Annotated in this window: 17 protein-coding genes; 4 read left to right on the forward strand and 13 right to left on the reverse strand. The window is 69.8% G+C overall.

Features of this window, described 5'->3' with window-relative positions; genetic code table 11:
- Positions 1 to 59: 59 nt before the first annotated feature.
- The 7 genes from QHF84_RS10495 to QHF84_RS10525 form a co-directional block, all read right to left on the reverse strand.
- Positions 60 to 2,594: a glycosyltransferase gene (locus QHF84_RS10495; RefSeq protein ID WP_281313089.1), complete on the reverse strand. Its 2,535-nt coding sequence runs from the start codon at positions 2,592 to 2,594 to the stop codon at positions 60 to 62.
- A gap of 75 nt (positions 2,595 to 2,669) precedes the next feature.
- Positions 2,670 to 3,623, reverse strand: coding sequence for a DMT family transporter (locus QHF84_RS10500; RefSeq protein ID WP_281313090.1), 954 nt, complete (start codon positions 3,621 to 3,623; stop codon positions 2,670 to 2,672).
- A complete protein-coding gene (locus QHF84_RS10505) occupies positions 3,620 to 4,621 on the reverse strand; it encodes an asparaginase (protein ID WP_281313091.1) in 1,002 nt (333 codons plus the stop codon). Before QHF84_RS10505 ends, QHF84_RS10500 begins: the two co-directional genes overlap by 4 nt.
- 33 nt (positions 4,622 to 4,654) lie before the next feature.
- Positions 4,655 to 5,905 carry an AgmX/PglI C-terminal domain-containing protein gene (locus tag QHF84_RS10510; protein ID WP_281313092.1) on the reverse strand — a complete coding sequence of 417 codons (1,251 nt, stop codon included), beginning with the start codon at positions 5,903 to 5,905 and terminating at the stop codon, positions 4,655 to 4,657.
- 425 nt (positions 5,906 to 6,330) lie between these two features.
- Complete coding sequence (locus QHF84_RS10515) at positions 6,331 to 7,956, reverse strand: AgmX/PglI C-terminal domain-containing protein (protein WP_281313093.1); 1,626 nt, start codon at positions 7,954 to 7,956, stop codon at positions 6,331 to 6,333.
- A gap of 239 nt (positions 7,957 to 8,195) precedes the next feature.
- Complete coding sequence (locus QHF84_RS10520; RefSeq protein ID WP_281313094.1) at positions 8,196 to 9,935, reverse strand: carbon starvation CstA family protein; 1,740 nt, start codon at positions 9,933 to 9,935, stop codon at positions 8,196 to 8,198.
- A gap of 39 nt (positions 9,936 to 9,974) precedes the next feature.
- Positions 9,975 to 11,891 (reverse strand): DUF4139 domain-containing protein, encoded by a 1,917-nt coding sequence (locus tag QHF84_RS10525; RefSeq protein ID WP_281313095.1) that lies wholly within the window; start codon positions 11,889 to 11,891, stop codon positions 9,975 to 9,977.
- An 85-nt stretch (positions 11,892 to 11,976) separates the two neighbouring features.
- Here QHF84_RS10525 and QHF84_RS10530 point away from each other — a divergent pair, with 85 nt between their 5' ends.
- Together QHF84_RS10530 and QHF84_RS10535 are read left to right on the forward strand one after the other, a co-directional pair.
- Positions 11,977 to 12,105, forward strand: a complete 129-nt coding sequence (locus QHF84_RS10530; protein WP_281313096.1) for a hypothetical protein — start codon at positions 11,977 to 11,979, stop codon at positions 12,103 to 12,105.
- A 197-nt stretch (positions 12,106 to 12,302) separates the two neighbouring features.
- Positions 12,303 to 13,901, forward strand: a complete 1,599-nt coding sequence (locus QHF84_RS10535; protein WP_281313097.1) for a hypothetical protein — start codon at positions 12,303 to 12,305, stop codon at positions 13,899 to 13,901.
- Here QHF84_RS10535 and QHF84_RS10540 read toward each other — a convergent pair.
- Positions 13,896 to 15,104: a 2-dehydropantoate 2-reductase gene (locus QHF84_RS10540; RefSeq protein WP_281313098.1), complete on the reverse strand. Its 1,209-nt coding sequence runs from the start codon at positions 15,102 to 15,104 to the stop codon at positions 13,896 to 13,898. The genes QHF84_RS10535 and QHF84_RS10540 overlap by 6 nt on opposite strands.
- A 63-nt stretch (positions 15,105 to 15,167) precedes the next feature.
- Positions 15,168 to 16,118, reverse strand: coding sequence for a diacylglycerol kinase family protein (locus QHF84_RS10545; RefSeq protein ID WP_281313099.1), 951 nt, complete (start codon positions 16,116 to 16,118; stop codon positions 15,168 to 15,170).
- 146 nt (positions 16,119 to 16,264) lie between these two features.
- Between QHF84_RS10545 and lpxC the strand changes: the two genes are divergently transcribed.
- Together lpxC and ggt are read left to right on the forward strand one after the other, a co-directional pair.
- On the forward strand, positions 16,265 to 17,098 hold the full coding sequence (lpxC, locus tag QHF84_RS10550) for a UDP-3-O-acyl-N-acetylglucosamine deacetylase (protein ID WP_281313100.1): 834 nt from the start codon (positions 16,265 to 16,267) through the stop codon (positions 17,096 to 17,098).
- Between the two features lie 81 nt (positions 17,099 to 17,179).
- Complete coding sequence (gene ggt / locus QHF84_RS10555; protein WP_281313101.1) at positions 17,180 to 19,099, forward strand: gamma-glutamyltransferase; 1,920 nt, start codon at positions 17,180 to 17,182, stop codon at positions 19,097 to 19,099.
- Between the two features lie 57 nt (positions 19,100 to 19,156).
- Here the strand turns inward: ggt and QHF84_RS10560 are convergent, their stop codons facing one another.
- The 4 genes from QHF84_RS10560 to QHF84_RS10575 all read right to left on the reverse strand — a co-directional run bounded on the left by QHF84_RS10560 (position 19,157) and on the right by QHF84_RS10575 (position 21,457).
- The gene (locus QHF84_RS10560; RefSeq protein WP_281313102.1) at positions 19,157 to 19,813 is read right to left on the reverse strand and encodes a hypothetical protein; all 657 of its coding nucleotides are present in this window, start codon (positions 19,811 to 19,813) and stop codon (positions 19,157 to 19,159) included.
- 20 nt (positions 19,814 to 19,833) lie between these two features.
- Positions 19,834 to 20,163, reverse strand: a complete 330-nt coding sequence (locus tag QHF84_RS10565) for a hypothetical protein (RefSeq protein ID WP_281313103.1) — start codon at positions 20,161 to 20,163, stop codon at positions 19,834 to 19,836.
- A gap of 76 nt (positions 20,164 to 20,239) precedes the next feature.
- Complete coding sequence (locus tag QHF84_RS10570; protein WP_281313104.1) at positions 20,240 to 21,049, reverse strand: family 1 encapsulin nanocompartment shell protein; 810 nt, start codon at positions 21,047 to 21,049, stop codon at positions 20,240 to 20,242.
- A gap of 3 nt (positions 21,050 to 21,052) precedes the next feature.
- Positions 21,053 to 21,457, reverse strand: coding sequence for an encapsulin-associated ferritin-like protein (locus tag QHF84_RS10575; RefSeq protein ID WP_281313105.1), 405 nt, complete (start codon positions 21,455 to 21,457; stop codon positions 21,053 to 21,055).
- Between the last annotated feature and the right edge of the window lie 63 nt (positions 21,458 to 21,520).

Genomic DNA, 21,520 nt, shown 5'->3' on the forward strand with positions numbered 1-21,520 from the left:
GAAGCCGCGCGCGCCCGCTCGGAGGCCGGCGCGCGCGGGCGAGCCGAGGGCAACCAGCCTCAGGCGAGGCGCAACACCTCGGCGTAGAGGGTCTCGTAGGCGGAGATCATCTTGCCCATGCCGTAACGCGCCTCCACGAGCGCGCGGCCGGCTTCGCCCATGCGCGCGCGATCGGGCCGCGCCCAGAGGCTCCCGATCGCGTCCGCGAGCATGGCGGGCTCGCTGGCGGGGACGAGGAGGCCCGTCTCGCCGTCGGCCACGATCTCGGGATTTCCGCCGACACGTGTGGCCACGATCGGCACGCCCGCGGCCGCGGCTTCGAGGAGCGTGAGGCTCGTGCCCTCGGTGCGCGAGGCGAGCGCGAAGAGGTCGAAGCCGGGCAGGAGCGCGGCCACGTCGTCGCGGTGGCCGAGGAAGTGCACCGCGCCTTGCAGGCCGAACTTCTTCACCAGCGCTTCGAGCGAAGCGCGCTCGGGCCCCTCGCCGACGAGCGTCAGCCGCGCGCCGGGGTGGCTCGTGCGCACGCGCGCAAACGCCAGGATCAGCGTGGCGTGGTCCTTCTCGGCCGACAGGCGCGCCACGCAGCCCACGTGGAGCACGCCCGCGGGCACGTCGAGCGCGCGCCGCGCTCGCTCGGCGTCGCCGGGCTTGTAGGCGCGCGTGTCCACGCCGTTGCGGATCGTCACGAGCCGCCGCGCGCTGCCGTGCTCGATCTCGAGGGCCACGCGCCGCGCGTCGTCGCTCACGGCCACGATGCGGTCCGAGAGGGCCGAGGCCATGCGGTTCGCGAGCACGCGCCCGAGGTCGTCCGGGTAGTTGCGCCCATGCTTCGTGTGCACCACGCGCGGCCGCTTGCCCGTCACGCGCCGCGCCGCGAGGGCCGCGAGCGCGCCGTGCACGTGCGGGCGAGGGTTGTGCGTGTGCACGAGGTCGATTCCTTCACGACCGAACAGATCCACGAGCTCGCCGATCACGGATGGATCGAGCCCCTGCCCGCGCTGGAGCAGCCTGAGCGGCACGTCCATCGGCGCGAGGCGCGGCGCGAGCTCGCCCGGCTCGTCGAGCGCGATCACCATGGGATCGAAGCGCGAGCGGTCCATGCCTTGCACGAGGTCGAGCACCACGCGCTCGAGCCCGCCAGCCCGGAGGCCGAGCACCACGTGCGCGACACGCGCGCGGCGCCTCGGCGCCGCCGCGCGCGACCTGGATTTGTCCTCGGTCGACGTCTTGATCGCCGCGCTGCCGAGATCGACGGGCACCTCGGAGACCGTGACCCGATGCTTGCCCGCGGCGGTGAGCGGGATGTCGCGCACGATCTCCACGGTGAGCGGCGCGTTCGTCCCGAGCACGAGCCGCAGGCGCTCGTCGACGAGCTTCGTCACCTCGGGCCCGTAGCTCGGCCCGGGCACGATGCGCAGCGTCACCGTGCGATCGGCGCGCTGGTGGACCTGGTAGCGCTCGACGGGCAGGTCCTTGAACAGGAACGGGATCATCTCGCCTGCCACGATGCGGCTGTCCTCGCCGACGAGCAGATCGAGCACGCGGCCCTCGACCGAGGCGAGCCGCGGCAGCCCCCGACCACACGCGCAGGCGCCGGCCTTGGCCACAGCGACGTCGTCGTTGCGGTAGCGGATGAAGGGCATCGCGCGGTTGTAGAGATCGGTGAGGATCACCTCGCCGGGCGTGCCCACGGCGGCGGGGCGGCCTCCGCTTTCGAGCTCGACGAACACGCCCTCCGCGTGCAGGTGCAGGCCCTCGTGCCGCTCGCACTCGCCGCCGATCAGCATCACCTCGCGGCAGCCGTACCGATCGAAGACCGGCGCTCCGAACGCGCGCTCGATGACCTCGCGCTGATGCTCGAAGAGCCTCTCCGCGGCGGTGATGATGCCCCGGGGCGGCGGGATCTCGATGCCGTGCTCCAGCGCGGCGCGCGCGAGGAGGAAAAGCGGCGTCGTGTAACCGACGACCACGCGCGGCGCGTAGTCGACGATCTCGCGCACCGTCTCGGCGAGCCGATCGGCGCGCAGGTGGAACGTCGAGACGTACTTGCGCCGCCAGAGCGTCTCCTGCACCGCGCGCTTCGTCGTGGCGAGCCCCTTCTTCTCGCCGGGCGGACGACCCCAGACGTGCAGCTCCTTCTCGCCCAGCTCGGCGCCGGCCCATCCGTCGGCGCGCAGCGCGCCCGCGACACGGCGCTCGTACGTCGTGTGATCGTAGGCGAAGCGCATCGGCTCTCCGGTCGAGCCTCCGGTCGCGCTCTGATGGAGCGGGCCCACGTGCGTCTCGGCGACGAGCTCCTTGCCGTACAGGCGCACGTCGTCCTTCGTGAGGATCGGGAAGGCCGCGAGGTCCTCGGGCGCCTTCACCTGGCTCGAGCGCACGCCGTACTCGGCGAAGCGGCGCCGGTAGAACGGCACGTTTTGCTCGGCGTGGCGGAGCGCTTCGAGGAGGCGCCGGAACGAGTCTTCGGCGACCTCTTCGGGCGTGCGCCACTGCGACTGTTCGAGCTCGGCGAGCGCGCGCAAGGTGTCGCGCTTGCGGAGGTGGGTCTCGTACAGCGGGAAAAGCACCGACTGGAACAGGCTCGCGTACATCGCAGCGAGCGTCCTTCGGAAGGCGCCTGTGTCAAGCGCGCGGCTGTGCTGGATCCAGCGGGAAATACGCTTCGATCACGCCCGGGTCGATTCGCGTGCGTCCGGGGCTTCCGCGGCGCGCGGCGCGTCCGTCCGCGGCTCCGGGAAGGCGATCGCGACGAGCACGCCGGCGAGGATGATGGCCGCGCCGAGGAGCTCCATCCCCGTGGGTTTGGCGCCGAGGAAGAGCGCGCCGAGCACGAGCCCGCCGAGCGTCTCGCCGGGCGACACGAGCGCCACGATCGCAGGCGGGAGCGTGCGCGCCGCGGCCTGCACCGAGGTGTGTCCGATGATCGTGGGGACGACGGCGATCACCGCGAGCGCCAGGAACGACTTCGCGGGCAAGCTCGTCACGCCGTCGAGCGCGCCGAGCGGCGGCAAGACGACGAAGGTCACGAGCGCGGCGACGCCGTAGATCAACGAGCCCGCGTGCCGCGCCGGGAGCGCGTCCTTGATCGCGCGCGCGGCCGCCACGTAGAGCCCGTAAAGCGAGACCGCGCCGAGCACGAACAGATCCCCCGCGAGCTTGTGCTCGCCCGTCCCCGCCGCGCGCCCGATCACCACGGCCCCCGCGGTCGCGAGCAGCACGCCGACCTGCTCGCGGCGCGTCGGGCGCACGCCGTGCACGAGGAACGCGAACACGACCACGCTGAGCGGTTCGAGCGAGACGAGCGAGACGGCCGCGGGCAGCGAGGTCGCGAAGAGGCCGACCTGGAAGAGCGCGAAGTGCGCGCCGAGCATCGCCCCGCACGCGAGGATGCGCAGGCGCACCGCGGGCGAAAGCGCGCGCGCGTGGCGCACGACGCCCGCCGGATCGAACGCGAAGAGCAGGAGCGAGGCGAGAAAGACGCGGCCGAACGCGAGGAACAGCGGATGCGCGGGCTTCGCCACGACGGCCATCGGCGAGCTCACGGCGAAGGACAAGCTCGCGAGCGTGACGAACAGCACCGCGCGACCGCGCCCTGCGGGCGTTATGCTCGCGTCGCTCACAGGCTGATCTCGCCGGCCCACGACGAGGCGAACCCCATGCGCGCCGCGGAGGTGCGGCCCTCGCTCGCGCTCTCGGCTCGACCGAGCACGATCATGAGCTTCGTCAGCGCGGCTTCCGTCGTCATGTCACCGGCGCCGATCGCCCCTGCCCGCGCGGCCGCGACGCCGCCGTGGTACCGCGTCAGATCCACGGCCCCGCGCGTCGACTGACTCACGATCACCACGGGCACGTCCGCCGCGCGCGCCGCCTCGATCACGGGCACGAGCGAGTTCTCGAGGCGCGGCACGTTCCCCGCGCCGAACGCCTCGATCACCATGCCCTTCACGCCCGCCGCCAGCGCTCCATGAAGCAGCCGCGGATCGAGGCCCGGGAACGTTCGCACCGCGAGCACGTGCGGTTCGAGCCGTCCATCAAACGACGCCGGAGGCCGCGGCGGAAGCACGTGCGGCGCGAGGTGCACGCCGAGGCCGAGCTCCGCGAGCGGCGGGCACGCGGGCGAGCCGAAGGCCTTCATCCCCCACGCGTCGAGCTTCGTCGCGCGGCAGCCGCGGAGCAGCTCCGAGTGGAACGCGATGCCCACCTCCGGGATCCGCGTCGTCGCCAGATGACACGCGTCGACGAGGTTCGTCCGCGCGTCGGTGCGCACGTCGGCGAGCGGCTTCTGCGCGCCCGTGAGGATCACCGGACGATCGAGCCCGGGCAGCAGGAATGCGAGCGCGCTCGCGGTGTAGGCCATCGTGTCGGTGCCGTGCACGATGACAAAACCGTCGTACCGATCGAGCGAGGCGTGGACGGTCTCGGCGAGCTCGACCCAGTGGTGTGGCTGGAAGTCGGCCGAGTCGAGGTTGTAGAGGATCTTCGTCTCGATCTCGGCGAGCTTGCGAAGGACGGGCAGCTCCGCGACGAGGTCGCGCGTGTACACGTCGGGTTCGAGCGGCGTCGGATCGCCGCCGCGCATCATGAGCGTCCCCCCCGTGTGGATCAGCAAGAGCCGCACGGGCGCGAGACTAGCAAACGTTCGGCGTTTGGCTCATCCGCCCGGCGCGAACATGAGGGGATAGACCACCGTCACGATCCCGCCGTCGGGCCTCGGAAAGCTCAGGCCTTCGAACGCATGCACGATGCATGACACGACGCCGCCGTCGGGCATGTCCGAGCCGCCGTTTCCGACGTTCGACACCGCGCCGTCGGCGCCGATGACGAACCGCACGGCGACGCGCCCTTGCAGGTTCGGGTTCCTTCGCAGGCCGTTCTCGTAACAGAGCCGGAAGCGCCCGAAGTTCTGCCGGATGATCCGCCGCACGACCTCCGGCGGCAGCCGACCGCTCAGCGCCATGGCGCCCGGGCGCGGCTGCGTTTGTGTGCGTCCTTTGGGCGGATCTTCGGGGGGGATGTTCGGGGCCGCCGTCGGGGCCGGCTGCGGGGGACGCTCGTAGAGGAGCCCGATCAAGCCGGCCTCGCGTGCGTCCTCGGGCTCACCGGCGCGCGCGCGTGCGAACTCTTCCGCGCTCCAGCGCTCGCCCGCCGCCTGGAGCGAGCGCATCCACGCGGCTTCGAGATCCATCTCCGCGCGGTTGCGCTTTTGCCGCCGTCGCGCCCTGTATTCGAGGCCCGCGATCTCGTCGGCGTAGATCCCCTCCATCTCCCGCTCGCTGCTGCGGTTCAGCATCTGCTGGATGAAGAACTTCTGATCGTCCGTGACGCCGTCGAAGTCGTCGTCGTCGATCGGCCGGAACCGCGACGCCACGGCCGCGAAGAAGAGCAGATGGATCAGCACCGACGCGAGATGCGAGAGCCCCGTGCGACGCTCGAGCACGGGCTGCTTCGGCGCGCGGGGAGCGCCGTCGCTGCCGGTGATCTCGATCGTGAAAGGCCCCATGCGCACGGCGATCGTCCTGCCATACCCGAGCGGAATTTCGGCCGCGTCGCGGTACACGCGCGAGCTCTCCGCGAGCCCACGCGTGACGGCGCGCGCGGGGGTCATGGGTTTGCCCTCGCCGTCGAACACGACACGCGCGCCCTTCGGCACGACGGCGCGCACGTCGCCGTCCCAGCGCGCGAGCAGCACGGGCACGCGCGAAGCGCCCGTGATCTCCGCGGGCAACACGACGTCGCAGCCCTCCTCTTCACCGACGAAGAACGGACGCGGCGGCGAGAGCTCCACGGCGGCGAGCACGCAGTCGCTTCCCCACCGCACGACGACGTCGACGGCGCGCGCCGCGGCCGCGCTCACCCTTGCATCCAGAACCGGCGGATCGGAGGCCACGGACACACCGACCACGTCACCCTCCCGATCGTTCCAGCCGATCCTCCACGAGGCTACATGAGGCCCGGCATCGCGGAAAGCGGATCACACACGTGTCACGCGCCCCGCCTGCTCGACGACGGTGACCTACACACGTGTCACGCGCCCCGCCTGCTCAGCGCCGCCGACCTACACGCGTGCCACTCGTCCCGCCTGCTCAGCGCCGCCGACCTACACACGTGTCACTCGCCTCGGCTGCTCGGCGACGAGCGACCTACATACGTGTCACTCGCCCCGCCTGCTCAACGCAGGCGACCTACACACGTGTCACGCGCCCCGCCTGCTCAGCGACGGCGACGTACACGCGTGTCACCTCCAAAACGAGAACGCCGAGGCCACCTGACACGAAGGTCAGATGGCCCCGGCGCTCGATTTACCGCAGTTGGTTGGGGATCCGAGGATCAGCTCCCGGGCTGGAACATGATCGGGTACGTCACGGTGACGATGCCGTCCTCCGGCGCCGGGAAGCTCATCCCGTAGAACGAGCGGACCACGCAGGAGACCGTGTTCTGGTCGGGCAAATCCGACCCGCCGTTCGACACCTGCGAGACGCTGCCGTCGCGACCGATCACGAACCGCACGGCCACGCGGCCCTGGAGGTTCGGGTTCTGCCGCAGGCCCTGCTCGTAGCAGAACCGGAAGCGACCGAAGTTCTGCCGCACGGTCCGCTGGATGATCTCGGCCGGGAGACGCCCCGTGGTCGTGATGCCCTGCGGACGCATGACGGGCGCGCTCGTCTTGTGGTCCTTCGGCTTCAGGTTGCGGTTGAAGCCGCCCATGCCGCCGAGGTTCGAGCCGATCGTGTTGATGCGATCGATCCCGATGCCCTCACCCTTGCCACCACCACCCTCCTCGTGCCCCGACAGACCAAGCCCGCCCGAACCCGCGGCCTCGCCGATCGACGGGCCCCACATGTTGCCGAGCGCGCTGCGCTCGTCGCTGCCGAACGTGGTGTCGCCGCCCCACTTCGCCGTGATCGCGTTCGGGTCGCCGCCGTTCATCGTGTTCAGCATCCCGATCATGCCGAAGGTACGCGCCTCGTCGATGGCGGCCTGCCGCGCGATCTGCGGGTCCGTGTTGTTCTTGTCCCCGGCGAGCGCGAAGCGACCCTCGCTCTTGCGGCTCGTCGTGCTGCCCATCTTGCCCTCGCTGTCCTGCGCACGCGCGCCGGAGCTGCCGCCAGGGGACTTCTCGTTGTTCTCGGCGAGCTCGGGCGTCTCCTTCTTGTCCTCCTCGCGCTCCGCGCTCACGTCGAGCGCGTGCTGAATGAAGTACTTGTCCTCGTCCGAGACCGCGTCCTCGTCCGTCGCGCCGAGGGGCGGAAGGAAAAACGCAGCCGCCGCGAGCAAACCCGCGTGCACCGCGAGCGAGACGCCGTGCCAGGACAGACCCTTGCCCTGCATCGCCACAGCACCGCCCTTGACCTTGCGGCCCGCCTTCACGCTCGCGACCTGAATCGAAAGGCCGCCAATCTCCACCTTCACCCGCGCGCCGAGCGAGAGCGCAACCTCGACGCTGCCCGCGAGCGCCGCGCACGGCATCGCGTTCGTCGCGTCGACCGGAGCACGCCGGCCCTCGGTCTCGATCGAGGCCTTCGCCGTCGCGGGCACCACGACGCGCGCCTTGCCATCCGCGCCCACGAGCACGACCGGCAGATGCGAAGCGCCGAGCGTGGCCGCGGGGATCACGAAGTCCGCGTTCTCCTCGCCGACGTGGAACGGACGAACCGGCGAGAGGTGCGCGACGTGCAGGATCGAGTCGCCCCAGAGGATCATGATCTCGACCGCCTCGTCCGCGCGCTCGCACTCCTCGGCCGGCACCTCGGGGCCGCTCTTGACGAGCGCGTACGTGTACGAACCCTCGGGCGCGTCGGCGGCCACGATCTCGGGCTCGCTCGCCTTGTCGGCGAAGAGGGCGCGGGGATCGAAGGGGCGCGCCTGGGTCGCGCCGAAAAGATCCACGGGCGCCTTGGCGACGAACGGGTTGTTCGAGTCGAGTGCCGGCTTCTTCTCGTTGCGATGATCCATGACAAACCTCTCCTGATTTCCTCCGCGCTCGGCGGGGATCACTCTTGCCGTGTTCTTCTGTGAAGCTCTGCTACGCGGGCGACTCGTCGGGCGCCCTCTCCAGGGCGTCCGCGCGTCTCATCCGGCGTTCAGCATCGCGTCCACGTACCTAACGACAGCGAGATCCGGGCGCGGTTCCAGAAAAGCGACATGGCCCCGAAACATCGGGGATCGCAGGGGAATCGGGGGGGTTGGGGGGCTCAGCCGGCGCGCGTCTCGGCCGGCGCGGGCGTCCGGCCGAGGAGCGCCCGGGACGACTCGACGAGCAGCGCGATCGCGAGGCCGACGAGCAGGACGCCGACCACGCCGTTCATCGTCGCGGTGTTGAAGGAGAAGCCGCCCTCGCGGATGGCGCCGAAGGCGTGGCGGATCTGCGCGATGAGCGCCCAGAGGGTCACGGTCATGACGAAGACCATGGGCACGGCCGTGTACCAGACGCGGCGCTTCTCGCGGTGGAGCCACACGGTGACGGCGAGGAGCGTGAGCGCGGCGAGGAGCTGGTTGCTCGTGCCGAAGAGGGTCCAGAAATCGAGGTACGCGGGCCGCACGCCGGGCGCGGGCGGGCGCGCGGTGGCGACGAAGTACGCGGGCGGGACCAAGGTGAGCGCCGTGGCGATCGCGCCCGCCTTGCGCTTCTTGCTCCAGCCGAAGAGCTCCTCGAGGACGTAACGGCCGAGGCGCGTGGAGACGTCGAGCGTGTCGAAGACGAAGGTGGAGAAGGCCATCGCGCCGAACGTGGCGGCGAAGAGGAAGTGCTCCTTGCCGAGGATCACGGTCATGAAGCGGCCGACGCCGTCGCCGTAGATCTTGCCGGGGCCGGGGAGCTTTCCTTCGGGCGCGAGGGTGATGACCGTCGTCAGCGCGATGATGGCGACGAAGGCTTCGAGCAGCATCGCGCCGTAGCCCACGGGGTGCGTGTGCGACTCCTTGGCGATCTGCTTCGAGGTCGTGCCCGAGCAGACGAGGCCGTGAAAGCCCGAGCAGGCGCCACACGCGATCGTGACGAAGAGGAACGGGAAGAGCCCGCCGAAGGGGCCGCCGGCGTCGAAGGTCTTGAAGGCCGGCATGCGGATGTCGAACTCGCCCGGATAACGCAGGCCGCCGAAGAAGAGGCCGATCGTGCCGACGGCGAGCGCGAGGTAGAGGACGAATCCGCCGAGGTAGCCGCGCGGCTGGAGGAGCAGCCACACGGGCAGGAGCGAGGCGATGAAGCAGTAGACGAGGATGCCGAGGCCCCACGCGCGTTGCGGGTTCTCGAAGGGGAGCACGAACGAGGTGGAGATCTTGGTGCCGAGCCAGACGACGCCGAGCGTCGCGGGCACGAAGATGATCGTCGTGAGCCAAAGCGGGGGCTTAAAGCGCCGGTCGATGAGGCCCATCAGGATCGAGAGGCCGAGGTACATCGTGCTCGCCGCCGCGACGGCGCCGCCCGGGTTGAAGCTGTACTTGCCGCCCTCGAACTCCTCGGTCTTGCCGACGAACGTGCTCGCCGTGATGTCGGCGAAGGCCACGATCACGTAGATGAGCGCGAGCCAGATGAACGTGAGGATGAGCAGCCACGCGCGGCGGCCGAGCTGCCGCCGGACGATCTCGGCCACGCTCTCGCCCTCGTGGCGCACGCTCGCCACGAGCGCGGAGAAGTCGTGCACGGCGCCGATGAAGATCACGCCGAAGCCGATCCAGAGCACACACGGCACCCAGCCGAACATCTGCGCCGCGAGGATCGGGCCCGCGATGGGGCCGGCCGCGGCGATGGCGCTGAAGTGCTGGCCGAGCAGGTAGAAGGGCTTCGTCGGCACGAAGTCCTCGCCGTCCGCGCGCCGCACCGCGGGCGTCTCGGCGCTGTCGTCGAGCGCGTAGTTCCTCGCGATGAGGCGGCCGTAGGAGAAGTAGCCGACGGTGAGGACGACGATGACGCCGAGCGCGAGCAGGGGCAGCACGCGGCGAGTATAAGGCCACGCCGCGTTCGTCGAAGCGCGTTACGCGCCCCGCGCGAGGCTCCCGAGCGCTCGCTCCGCGGCGCGCCTGCGCGTGTCGGCCTCGTCCCGGAGCCTGCGCATCTCCGCCTCCATCGGGCCGATGCGCTGCTGCATGGCGTCGAGCTCGCTCACGTACCGCGCGCGCAGCGCCCCCTCCGGGCCCGCGTCGCGCAGCACGGCGAGCTGCTCGGCGATCTTTCCGTGCCGGGTGTAGATCTCGACGAGCTCCCGATCGAGCCGCATCCGCTCGGCCTCGAGCTCCGTCGCTTCCTCGACGTTCCGGGAAAGCTCGGAGAGCACGTCGAGTTCGTTTGCATCGACGCGCCCGGAGGCGCGCCAGGACTCGATGTGCCCGGGCTCGATCGACTCGTAGGCGAGGCGCGTCGACTCGGTCCACGCCTCGCGCACCACGATCGTCGCCTCGCCGCGCGGCGGGACCTCGACGCGGAAGCGCATGACGCGCGGCGTCTCGGAGATGGGCGCGAGGCCCTCGCCCGTGAGCGTGCGGCCGTCCTTGCGCGAGATCTCGAGCACGACGTCGACGACGGTCGGATGATCGTTGCGCACGGCGTAGGTGTGGCGCTCCTCGACGCGGCGCTGCTCGATGAGGCCGCCCGCCTCGAAGACGAGGCCCGCGAAGGACGTGTCCTTGCGGCTCGTGCGATGGCAACGAACGCCGGGGTCCTTCGTGAACGAGACGCGCACGAGCGCGCCGCGCGTCGCGGCCCCGATCGCGGATTCGCCGACGTAGCGGCCTTCGTCGTAGACGGCGCATCGGCCCTCGTCGAGGCGCGCGCCGGTGTCGTTGTCGAAGCAGAGGACGAGGTCGGGGCTCGGTCCCGCGCCCTCGCGGAAGATGCGCTCCTTGCGCACGCGGACGCTCGCCGCGAGGACGGGGACCATCGCGGCGCCACGGCGCGGGATGGAGACGGGTCCCTCGGCGACCCACTCCCTCGGCTCGACGGCGGCCGCGGCCGCGAGCTCGGCGGCGGCCTGCTCGGTGTCCATCGTGTCGGCTTCGTCGATACGCTCGGCCGGGCGTCCCGCGAGCGCGACGAGCGTGCCGAGCGGCGCCGCGGCGCGGATCGTGGCCGGCTGGCCGTGCGCCCTGCGCGTGCGTTCGAGCTTCGTCGCGTTCTCGGTCTCGTCGTCGGTGCGCCGATCGCCGCGCCCGTACGAGTCGCTCGACGCCGCGGCAGCTTGCGCGGACGAGAGCACGAGCTCCACGTCTTCGAGGTCCTCATCGAGCGGGTTCTGCACGAGCGCGAACGCGAAGAGCCGCGCCTCCGCGCCCGCGAGCGCGAGCCGGTACGAGAGCTGGAACGGCGCCGCGGGCACGACGTAGAGCACGCGCACGTCCTCCACGGGGCCCGCGAGGCCCACGCGCACCGCGCGGCCGTCTCCACCTGCCGAGGTGCGCCCGCGGTTCACGAGCACGTCGAGGCTGCCTTGCAGCGCGGGATCGGCGAGCTCGATCTTTCGCACCGACGCCATGTCGACGACCTCGATCTGCCCGGCGCCCGTGCGCAGGAGCAGCCACCTGCGTGGCCCTTGCCCGCCCGTCGATTCCTCGAAGCCGAGCACCTCGCCTTCGATCGGCCCGTCGCTGCCGAAGGCCCGCACGCGCCGACCCCGCGCCGCGTGCACGATGCCGCGCAGCGTCGTCCCCGGCTCGAAGCGCAGCTTTCGTTCGGCGAGCGCGGCGTCCGGGTCTTCGGGCGCGTCGAAGGCGAGCGCCGTCGTTCGACCCTCGCCGCGCTCGACCCAGACGACGAGGGATCGGAGCACCTCGCCGAGCTCGGCGCGGCCGAAGGGGAGTTCGAAGCTACCGTCTGCGCTGCCGCGTCGCTCGACGTGGGCGAGGCCTTCCTTGGAGAGGACCACGCGCCGGATGCGGGGCCCGAGGTTTCGTCCCATGCGAAGCGAGAGGCTATCGCCGAAGCGCACCCCGAGAAAAGCGCGGGCGCTTGACCTGCCGCATCGGCTCGGAAACGATGCGGCCATGCGCCACTTCCTCGTCGCCCTCGTCACGCTCTCGGCCCTCCTCGCAGGCTGCTCGCACCGGCCGCCGCCTCCCGCGGCCGATCCGGGCTGCGGCTGCGCGGCGCGGCAAAACAATCAGCAGCGGTAGGTGCCGTGCCCCATTGCTGAACGCCCGCTGCGTCGCCCATTTCGACGCAACGAATTGGGCACGATAGCGACGGGTATCGATTGCCCGCGGAGAACATTGCGGGCCTCGGCGAGACGATCGGGCCGAAGCACGAATCCAGCGCCCGAGGATGGACCTCGCCAAGGCCCCCTGAGCCGGCTACACCTTTCGCAGGAGCCATGAACATCCTGCCCGACGTCTCGGCGCGCCTCGCGCGCTTCGTGCCCACGCCCATCGACGCCGACCTCGACGCCCTCACGCCGGACGAACGCGAGGTCCTCTTGCACCTCGTCCGCGCGTCCCTGCCAATCGACGCCATTTTCCTGCGGCAATCGTTCGCCGAGGCGCCGGACCTACGCGCGGAGCTCGCGAAGGAGACGTCGCCGCTCGCGAAGGACGCGCTCGCGTATTTCGACCTCTCGGCCGGGCCGTGGGATCGGCTCGATCAAAAGCCGTTCGTGGGCGACATGCCGAGGCCCCCCGGCGCGGGGTATTACCCGGTCGACATGACGAAGGAGGAATTCGAGGCGTGGATCGCCGCGCATCCGGAGAAGGCCGACGCGCTGCGGAGCCTCTACACGCTCGTCCGGCGCGGGGAACACGGGCTCGTCACGATTCGGTATTCGACGGCGTTCCGGTCGCCCCTCGAGCCCGTCGTGGCGGAGCTCGAAATGGCCGCGGCGGCGACGAAGGACGCCGGGCTCGCGCGGTATCTCGGCGCCGTGGTGAAGGCGCTCGGGACGGACGAATATTACGAGAGTGACATCGCCTGGATGGACATGGAGAGCCGCGTGGAGGTCACGATCGGCCCCTACGAGACCTACGAGGACCGGCTCTTCGGGTACAAGGCCGCGTTCACCTCGTTCGTGACGGTGATCGATCCGTCCGCGAGCGGCACGCTCGCGCGATTGAAGTCCGAGCTCCCGGCGATGGAGTGGAACCTGCCGATCCCGGACGAGCACAAGAACCCGAACCGCGGCACCGATTCGCCGATTCGCGTGGCCGACCTCGTGTATTCGGCCGGCGATACGAAGGCGGGCGTGCAGACGCTCGCGTTCAACCTGCCGAACGACGAGCGCGTCCGCGAGGCGAAGGGCAGCAAGAACGTGCTGCTCCGCAACGTGATGAAAGCCAAATTCGAGGGGATCTTGAAGCCCATCGCGGCGCGGCTCCTCGCGCCCGAGGAGCTATCGCGCCTCTCGGCGGACGCCTTCTTCCATCACACGCTCCTGCACGAGCTCTCGCACGGCCTCGGGCCGGGGCGGATCGTCGTGGACGGGACGTCGACCGAGGTGCGGCTGCGGCTGGAGGAGCTGCATTCGCCGTTCGAGGAGGCGAAGGCGGACGTGATGGGGATCTACAACATCCTCTTTTTGATGGATCGAGGCGTGCTGCCCGCCGAGTGGCGGTCGGAACTCTTCTCCACGTTCCTCGCCGGCATGTTCCGCGCGACGCGCTTCGGCATCGAGGAGGCGCACGGCAAAGGCACGGCGCTGCAGCTCCACTGGCTGATGGAGAAAGACGTGATCCGTGAAGATGCGGCGAGCGGGCTCTTCTCGATCGACCACGAAAAGATGCCGGGCGCGATCCGCGAGCTGCTGCGTGAAATTCTCCTCGTGCAGGCCCGCGGCGACAAGGAAGGCGCGCGGGCCATGCTGTCGAAATACGGCGTGATGAGCGAGCCGCTCGCGCGCGCGCTCGGAAAGCTCGGCGATATCCCGGTAGATATCCGTCCGATCTATCCGGCCGCCGACCGCCTGCTCGGCGTCACGTCATAGTTCGAGCGACGAGGGAGAGACACGGGACGCCGTCGCCTTGCGGGGCGGCGGCGGGATCTCCGGGTCGAGCGCGGCCGGATCCGCCTCCGCGGGGGGCGGCGGGATCGAGAACGGCGCATTCACGAGCGAACGCGTCCGCTCGTACAGCGCGCGGCAAAGCGCGAGCGACGGCGGCGTGCGGTTCGCGGCGAGCGCGTGCACCTCGGCCTGGATGGCCGCATTGATGGGCGTCGCGACGCCGAGCGAGAGGCCGCGGCTCGTGATTTCACCGTTCAAGAAATCCACGGCGGGCGGCCGGCCTCGCTCGATGGCGGCGAGCATCGACGAGCGCATCTTGCGGAAGCGCGTGCCCACGGCGAGCAAAATGGCGTGCTTCGCGAAGAGCGAGGGCGAGGCGACGGCCATACGATCCGCGTCGGAGAGCGCGATCCAGTCGAGGTCGAGCGTGCCCGAGACCTTTTGCAGCTTCACGCCGGAGGCGCGCGCCACGAGCACGACCTCGGTCATGACTTCCAGCGTGAGCCGCCGAATGAAGCGATGGCGCAAGAGCGCGCCGAGCCTGTCGCCGCCGAGCGCGCCGAGCGAGGTGATCGCGCAGTTGATCGCGAGCTTCGACCAGCGCGCGCCCGCGAGGTTGTCCGTGATGATCGTCTCGCCGATCGAAGAGAGCGCCTTCGCCAGCGGATACAGCCTGTCGTCCGGCTGCCCATCCATGCGGCCGAGGACAAACCCCCCGGGGGACGTGCGTTCGTACACGCCCGGCTCGATCATGGACGCGCCCCACGCGACCACGCCGCCGAGCACCCGATCCGGGCCCGCGATCTGCGCGAGGCGCGGCTCGCAGAGGCCGTTCTGGAACGTCACCATCGCGCCCGTCTCGGCGAGGAAGGGCAATACACCGCGGGCGGCTTCTTCCACCTGCGGCGGCTGCGTGGCGAGCAGGATGTAATCAAAAGGCTCGGTGCCCGGCGAAAGCTCCGCGATCGCCCGCCCTCGCACCGTGCCGGGGCTGTTCTCGCCGAGGACCCGCAGGCCTTTCGTATTGATCGCTTCCGCGATCCGTGCATTCGTGGTCAGCGCCGTGACGTCGTGCCCACCTGCGAACAGGTGCGCGGCCACGAGGCCACCGATACCGCCGCATCCAACGACCAGAAAGCGCGGTCCAGAGGATCGCGCGCCGCTCGAGACGCTGTCTTGGCTCATGGGACGATCGATTCTACATCCAATCGAACAGCGCGCGAGCCCATTCCGCAATGCCGCAGCGCATTATTGCTTCGGGACGAGGACCTCGAGGGCGCCGGGCACCATCTCGATCTCCAAAGGCAAGCGGCCGAGCGGCTCGCCGTCGACATCGAGGAGGAAACGGTCCGCGACGTCCTTGTTCAAAAGTTCCAATTGGATGCGCTCGCATCGGTAGTGCTTCACGTCGAGCGAGTGCACGTGCGTGCCGGTGTACATGCGCGAGGAGACCGCAAAAAAGCGCAGGCGCGAGGCGGCGCCGAGGTCGACGACGTCGAAGAGCCCGTCGTCCGGGTGCGCCATCGGCGCGACCTGCATGCCGCTGCCGAAGTACCGGCCGTTGCAGATCGCCATGCAGCGCGTCTCGATCGTCTCCTCGCGCGAGCCGTCCTCCCGCCATATCGTGCATTTGACGCGGCCCACGACGCTCCGCGCGAGGCCTTTCACCGAGGACGTGAAATACGCCATCGTGCCGCCGAGCGTACGCGTCGACTCGGCCACGAGCTGATCCACGAGCCCGCTCATGCCGACGGAGAGGATGTTCACGAAGAAAGAACTTTTCCGCTCCCCCGTGTGCGTCGCGTAGGAGAATCGGCCGATGTCGACCGCGCGCGTCTTGCCCTCGGCGATGGCCTCGCAATAACGGTCGAGGCGGTTCTCGAAGCCGAGCGTGCGCCGGTAGTCGCCGCCCGTGCCTGCGCCGATGATGCCGAGCTGCGGGGGCTTCTTGCCCGCGTCGCGCGCCTCCATGAGCCCGCAGACGACCTCGTGGATCGAGCCGTCGCCGCCGACCGCGACCACCATCGCCCGCCCCTCGTTCGCCGCGTCGCGCGCGATGTCGACCGCGTGCCGCGATCGTTCGGTGAACGCGACGTCGAAGTGCCCGAGGTGACGCTCGATCGGGCCGCGCATCTTCTCGAAGAGTGCGCCCGTCTTCCCTCCCGCCGACCGGGGGTTCACGATGAGAAGCGGCTTCATCGACCTAACCCTTGCCATGACATGCCAGCGCGCCACAAGATCGAACCGGCCTCTTTCTCACTCCCGAGCGCGCCGCGAAATGTTTTTCGCGCCTCCTCTCCGAGGTCGATGACCACGCCGAAGACCGGAGCCCTCACGAACGAACAATGGTCGAAAAGCGAAAAACCGTAGCCGAGGACGTGGTGCTCGCGGGGCGAGGCCTGCACACGGGCGCGCACGTGGAAGCGCGAATCCGCCCCGTCGCGGCAGGCGAAGGGCGCTTTTTCGTGCGGAAGGATTTGCCGGACGCGCCGGTGATCCGGGCCCGCGCGGCGTTCGTCGTCGATACGACGCGGTCGACGACGCTCGGCAATGGGGCGGCAGAGGTACGGACGCCGGAGCATTTGCTGGCGGCGCTCGCGGGGATGGGCGTGGACGACGCGTGTATCGAGCTCACGGGGCCCGAGGTGCCGATCCTCGACGGCTCGGCGCTGCCGTGGGCCGAGGCGATCGCGCGGGTCGGGCTCTCGGCGGCGTATGCGCCGCGGCTGCAAACGATTCTGGAGGCGCCGATCTGGGTGCCGTCGAGCGGCGACGCGTTCGTCGCGGCGATCCCCTCGCCGGATTTACGTTTCTCTTGTGGAATCGCGTTCGAGGCAGCGCCGATCGGCGAGCAATGGGCGTCGCTCGTGGCGTCGCCCGAGCGATTCCTCGCGCAGGTGGCGCCGGCGCGGACGTTCGGGGTGGTCTCCGACGTCGAGGTGATGCGGGCGCGGGGGCTCCTCGCGGGGGCGAGCCTCGATTCGGCCATCGTCTGCGACGAGGCGAAATGGCTGAACGGGCCGCTGCGCTTCCCGGACGAGCCAGCGCGCCACAAACTCCTGGATTTCGTGGGAGATCTTTCGCTCCTGGATCCGCTGCCGCGGGCGCATTACCTCGCGTTCAAGGCGGGGCACGCGCTCCACGTGCGGCTGGCGAGGCGGCTCTCCGAAGGCGGGTAGCCGACCCCCGCGTCCTTCCCGGTCCGCGAATTCGTCATTTCCCGATGGATTCGCCCTCGCGGCCGTGTTCTCCTCGACGCCATGCGTCACACGAGTTTCGCTCTTCTTTTTGCGGCCACGCTGCTCGGCTGCTCGCTCGATTCGCAGCCGGCCCCTCCCACCACGAATCCGGACGCGGGTAGCGGCGGCGGAAACGACGCCGGGCCCGAGCCGATGGACGCGGGGCCCGATGCCCCGGCCGACGCGGAGCCTCCGCCGGATCCGGTGCCGCCCACGATGTTCGTGCCGACCGCCGCCGGGAAGGGCGGCGCCGCGGCCACGGTGGATCACCGCGGGACGTGGGCCGCGATCGAGGCGCTGAAAGCCGGCGGCAATGCGGTCGACGCGGCGGTCGCCGCGGCCGCAATGCTCGGCGTGACCGATCCATTCTCGTGCGGCGTCGGCGGCGGCGGGTTCATGCTCGTATGGCTCGCGGACAAGAAGCAGGCCGTGGTGATCGATCACCGCGAGACGACGCCGCAAGGAATGAAGCACACGGCGTATTACGAGAACGGCGCGCCCATTGCATTCAACGATCTGCTCACGAGTGGCCTGTCCGTCGGCGTGCCGGGCACGCTGCGCGGCTGGGACGAGGCGCTGCGTCGTTATGGAAAACTCTCGCTCGCCGACGCGCTGAAGCTCGCCACGTTCGTGGCCAAGAAGGGTTTTGATGTCGACGCGACCTTCTTCGATCAGACGACGCGCAACATCGATCGTTTTCGGCAGATCCAGAGCACCCGCGCGCTCTTCTTGAACGCGGCCGGGGATCCCTTCCCCGTCGGCGCGATCTTCACGAACCCGGACCTCGCCGCGACGTACGAGCTCATCGCGAAGAATGGTCCGGCCGTGTTCTACGACGGCGACATCGGCAAAGACATCGTCGCGACCGTGACGAACCCGCCGTTCACCGCGGATGCGACGATCGTCTCTCGACCGGGCTTCATGGCCCTCACGGACCTCGCGGCCTACGAGGCGCGCGTGCGCCCGGCCGTGCAAACGAGTTATCGCGGGCTCACGATCCTCGGGGTCGGATTGCCGTCGAGCGGCGGGCTCACCGCGGGCATGACGCTGAACCTGCTCGAAGGATTCGATCCGACCTCGATCAGCAAAGCGGACTTTTTGCATTTGTGGCTCGAAGCTTCGCGCCTCACGTATGCGGATCGAAATACCTTCATGGGGGATCCCGAATACGTGAACGTGCCCGTGGAGGGAATGCTCTCGGCGGCGTACACGGCCGAGCGGCGGGCCCTCATCGACCCGGCGACGGCCTCCGTCGAGGCCAAACCCGCGGGCAATCCGTTCGCGCATCAGGTGGACCCGAGCGGCGCGAAGCCGAAGCCGCCGGCCTGGGTGTATGCGGGGGAGTCGCCCGCCGATCTCGATCCGGAGACGACGCACATCACGGTGGCGGATTCGTTCGGGAACCTGGTCTCGTATACCTGCACGATCGAATACGAGGGCGGCAACGGCATGGTCGTGCCGGGGCGCGGGTTCTTGCTGAACAACGAGCTCACCGATTTCAACGTGCCCCCGACGCCGGACACGCCGCACCCGAACGTGCTCGAACCGGGCAAGCGGCCGCGCAGCAGCATGAGCCCGACGATCGTGCTTTCGAACGGCGCGCCCGTGCTCGCGCTCGGCTCGCCCGGCGGCGCGACGATCATCACGACGGTGATGCAGATCCTCGTGAACCACCTCGATTTCAAGATGCCGATCGACGAGGCGCTGGCCGCGCCGCGCGTGTCGCAACGAAACGCGCCGAATGCCACGAGTAGCGCCGAGCCGCTCTTCATGAGCTCGCCCGAGGCGACGGCGCTCCAGGCCAAGGGCCACGCGTTCTCCGACGCGGGCCTGATCGGCGCGGCGACGGCGATTCGATTGAACGGGGATGGTACGATGACCGCCGTCGCGGAGCCGGTGCGCCGCAATGGCGGGAGCGCGATGGTGGTGGAGCCGAAATAGGAACGGAAGAACCTTCACCCCTGCCCCTCTCCCGCCCGGCGGGAGAGGGGATGGGAATCAGGCCTCGGGATCCCGCAAAAGATACCCCGCCATTTCGTCGATCAGCGGGATCGCATCCGGCTCGTGCGCCTCGGCGACCTTGCGGGCCGCTTCGAGCGCGCGTTTCGCCGTCTTCACGTCGTCCGTCGCCACGCAGAGCTGCGTCGTCGCGAGCAGCACGGGCAGGAGCGCCGCCGGATCCTCGGCCTGCTCGGCGGCCACGCGGGCGCGCGGCAAGAGCTCGCGCGCGCCTTCGATGTCGCCCACGGAGAGCGCCGCGACGATCTTGTTCGAGAAGAGCACGGCGCGCTGGGCCGGATCCTCGGTTTGTCGCTCCAGATCGTCGGCCGATATCGACGCGAGCTGCTCCATCTCGAACGCCTGCGCGAGCCCGGCCCGCAGCCGCCCGAGGCCCTCGACGTGCGCGGGCAGGTTCGCCGCCTCGGCGTCCTTTTGCGCCTGATCGAGCACCACGAGCGCCTCCTCCCCGCGGCCGAGGCTCGCGAGGGCCCGCGCTTCGAGCGCACGCGAAGGCGCGAGCAGGTCGGGAATTCCCGAAAGCGACGGCTGGAGCGCCTTCACGCGCCGGAGCGCCTCCTCGAATTGCCCCGCGCCGAGCTCGCTCGCGGCGAGCGACAGGACGCTGCGCGGATCGTCGATCCCTTCCTCGGTCATGACAAACCTTTCTCGCGCCCTCAGCGCTCTTCCTTCGGCCGCTTGTCCGGCGGCAGGTAATGGGCCCCGAATCCCTTCTTTTCGAGCCAGGCCGAGAGCAGCTCGCGCCGCTTCGGCTCCTCGAGCCCCGATTCTTCGAGGCCGAGATCGACGGCGATGCTCGCCACGAGCGAGCAACGATGCTCCCCCGGCGAGAGCTTCGCCTTCTCCGTCTCCTCCTTGCATACCCGGAAGACCGCCTCGTAATTTTCGAGCGTGCCCTTGGCCTTCGCTTCCTTCGAGCAGCCGAGGGCCACGAGGGGCAAGGCGAGTATGAGCGCGGCATAGGCGCGCAGGGAGGGGTTTTTCATGAGGCCGGTGTTCCTGCCGTTCGGGCGGCAGGGCACCGTACACGAGGGCGAGGGCAAACGGAAGGGCGGGCGGGATCTAGCCGCGGCGCAGGACGATGGCCGCCTGCGGCTCGAGGACGCGGAACGTGAACGACTCGGTCAAGAAGAGCTCGACCCGCTGTTTTTCATGGTACGCATAACCGATCGAGAGGTCCTGCCCGACCGTCAGCTCGAAATCGCCGCCGCGCACGGAGAGCAGCACCGCGCCGGAGAGCGCAGGCGCCCACACGACCGGGTGATCGATGATCTGTCGCTCGATGCGCTTCAAGATCGGATACCCGTCGTCCGAGCCCGCCGCGAGCTCGTCGTATTCACGCGAGCCCGCCACGAGCACGTACGGACCCGTGACGCCGGCCGACCGGAGGACCTCCTTCGCCTGCACCACCGCGGCCGGGAACGCCGTGACCGCCGGGATGCGCACGGGCGGATGCGGGCTCTTCTGGACGATGCCGGGAATGTCGCCCTCGGCATAACCATGAAAAACGGCGCCGTCCTCGACCCGCGCGATGCGCTCGGCCGCCTGCACCACCGCAGACATGTCGAGGTCGACCGCGCCGCGCGCCGCCGCGTCGAGGTCCGCGAGGTCGAGCACGATCGGCGTGCGCAGCTCGAGGAGCGGCTGCGACATGCGCTGTCCAATGGTCACGCCCGGAACGGGCCCTTCGCCGAGCAGGCGGAGCCGGCCCGTATTGACCGAGGCATATCCCCAGCCGAACGGACCGCGGAAATCGACGAGCTTTCGCGCCGCGAGGCTCAACTGGAGCACGCGCCGCGCCTCCGCGTCGATGAGCGCGAACGCCTCGGGCAGGATCGGAGCGAGGTCACGACGGAGCAGATCCAGGGCCACGATTCACCTCCCCCTCAAACTGCCAATCCCGAGCCCACGACCCGAGCTGCCTCGCTCGGGCGGCGATGCACCCGCGCCCTCGCTTGCGCCCCCGCCCCCTGCTTTGGCTTCCTCCTCCGCCTCGATTTCGGTGATGGGGACGTCCTTCAACAAATAGGTGCGTATATTCTTGTCAAATAACGAATCCTGCCGGCGGATCCATTCGAGGTTCATCATCGCGTGCTCGATCTCCTCGGCACGGTTGTGCAAGAGGACGGCCCGAAGCTCCGCGTCGCCCGTGACCTCGGCGCGTTGCGCGTACCAATCGATGGCCTCGAGCTCCTCGATGAGGGACCAGATCGCTCGGTGCATGTCGCGAGCCGCAGGCGACAGGACGTCGTATGGCTCGTGGTAGGTCTCGCTGCCCATGCCCTTCGGATGCCGGAGCCGGGCGCGAGTTGCGGAGCGTCGGGGGCGAAGGCCGCGCAGGCA

It is taken from the genome of Polyangium sp. y55x31 (assembly GCF_029946505.1).
Lineage (GTDB): Bacteria > Myxococcota_A > Polyangia > Polyangiales > Polyangiaceae > Polyangium.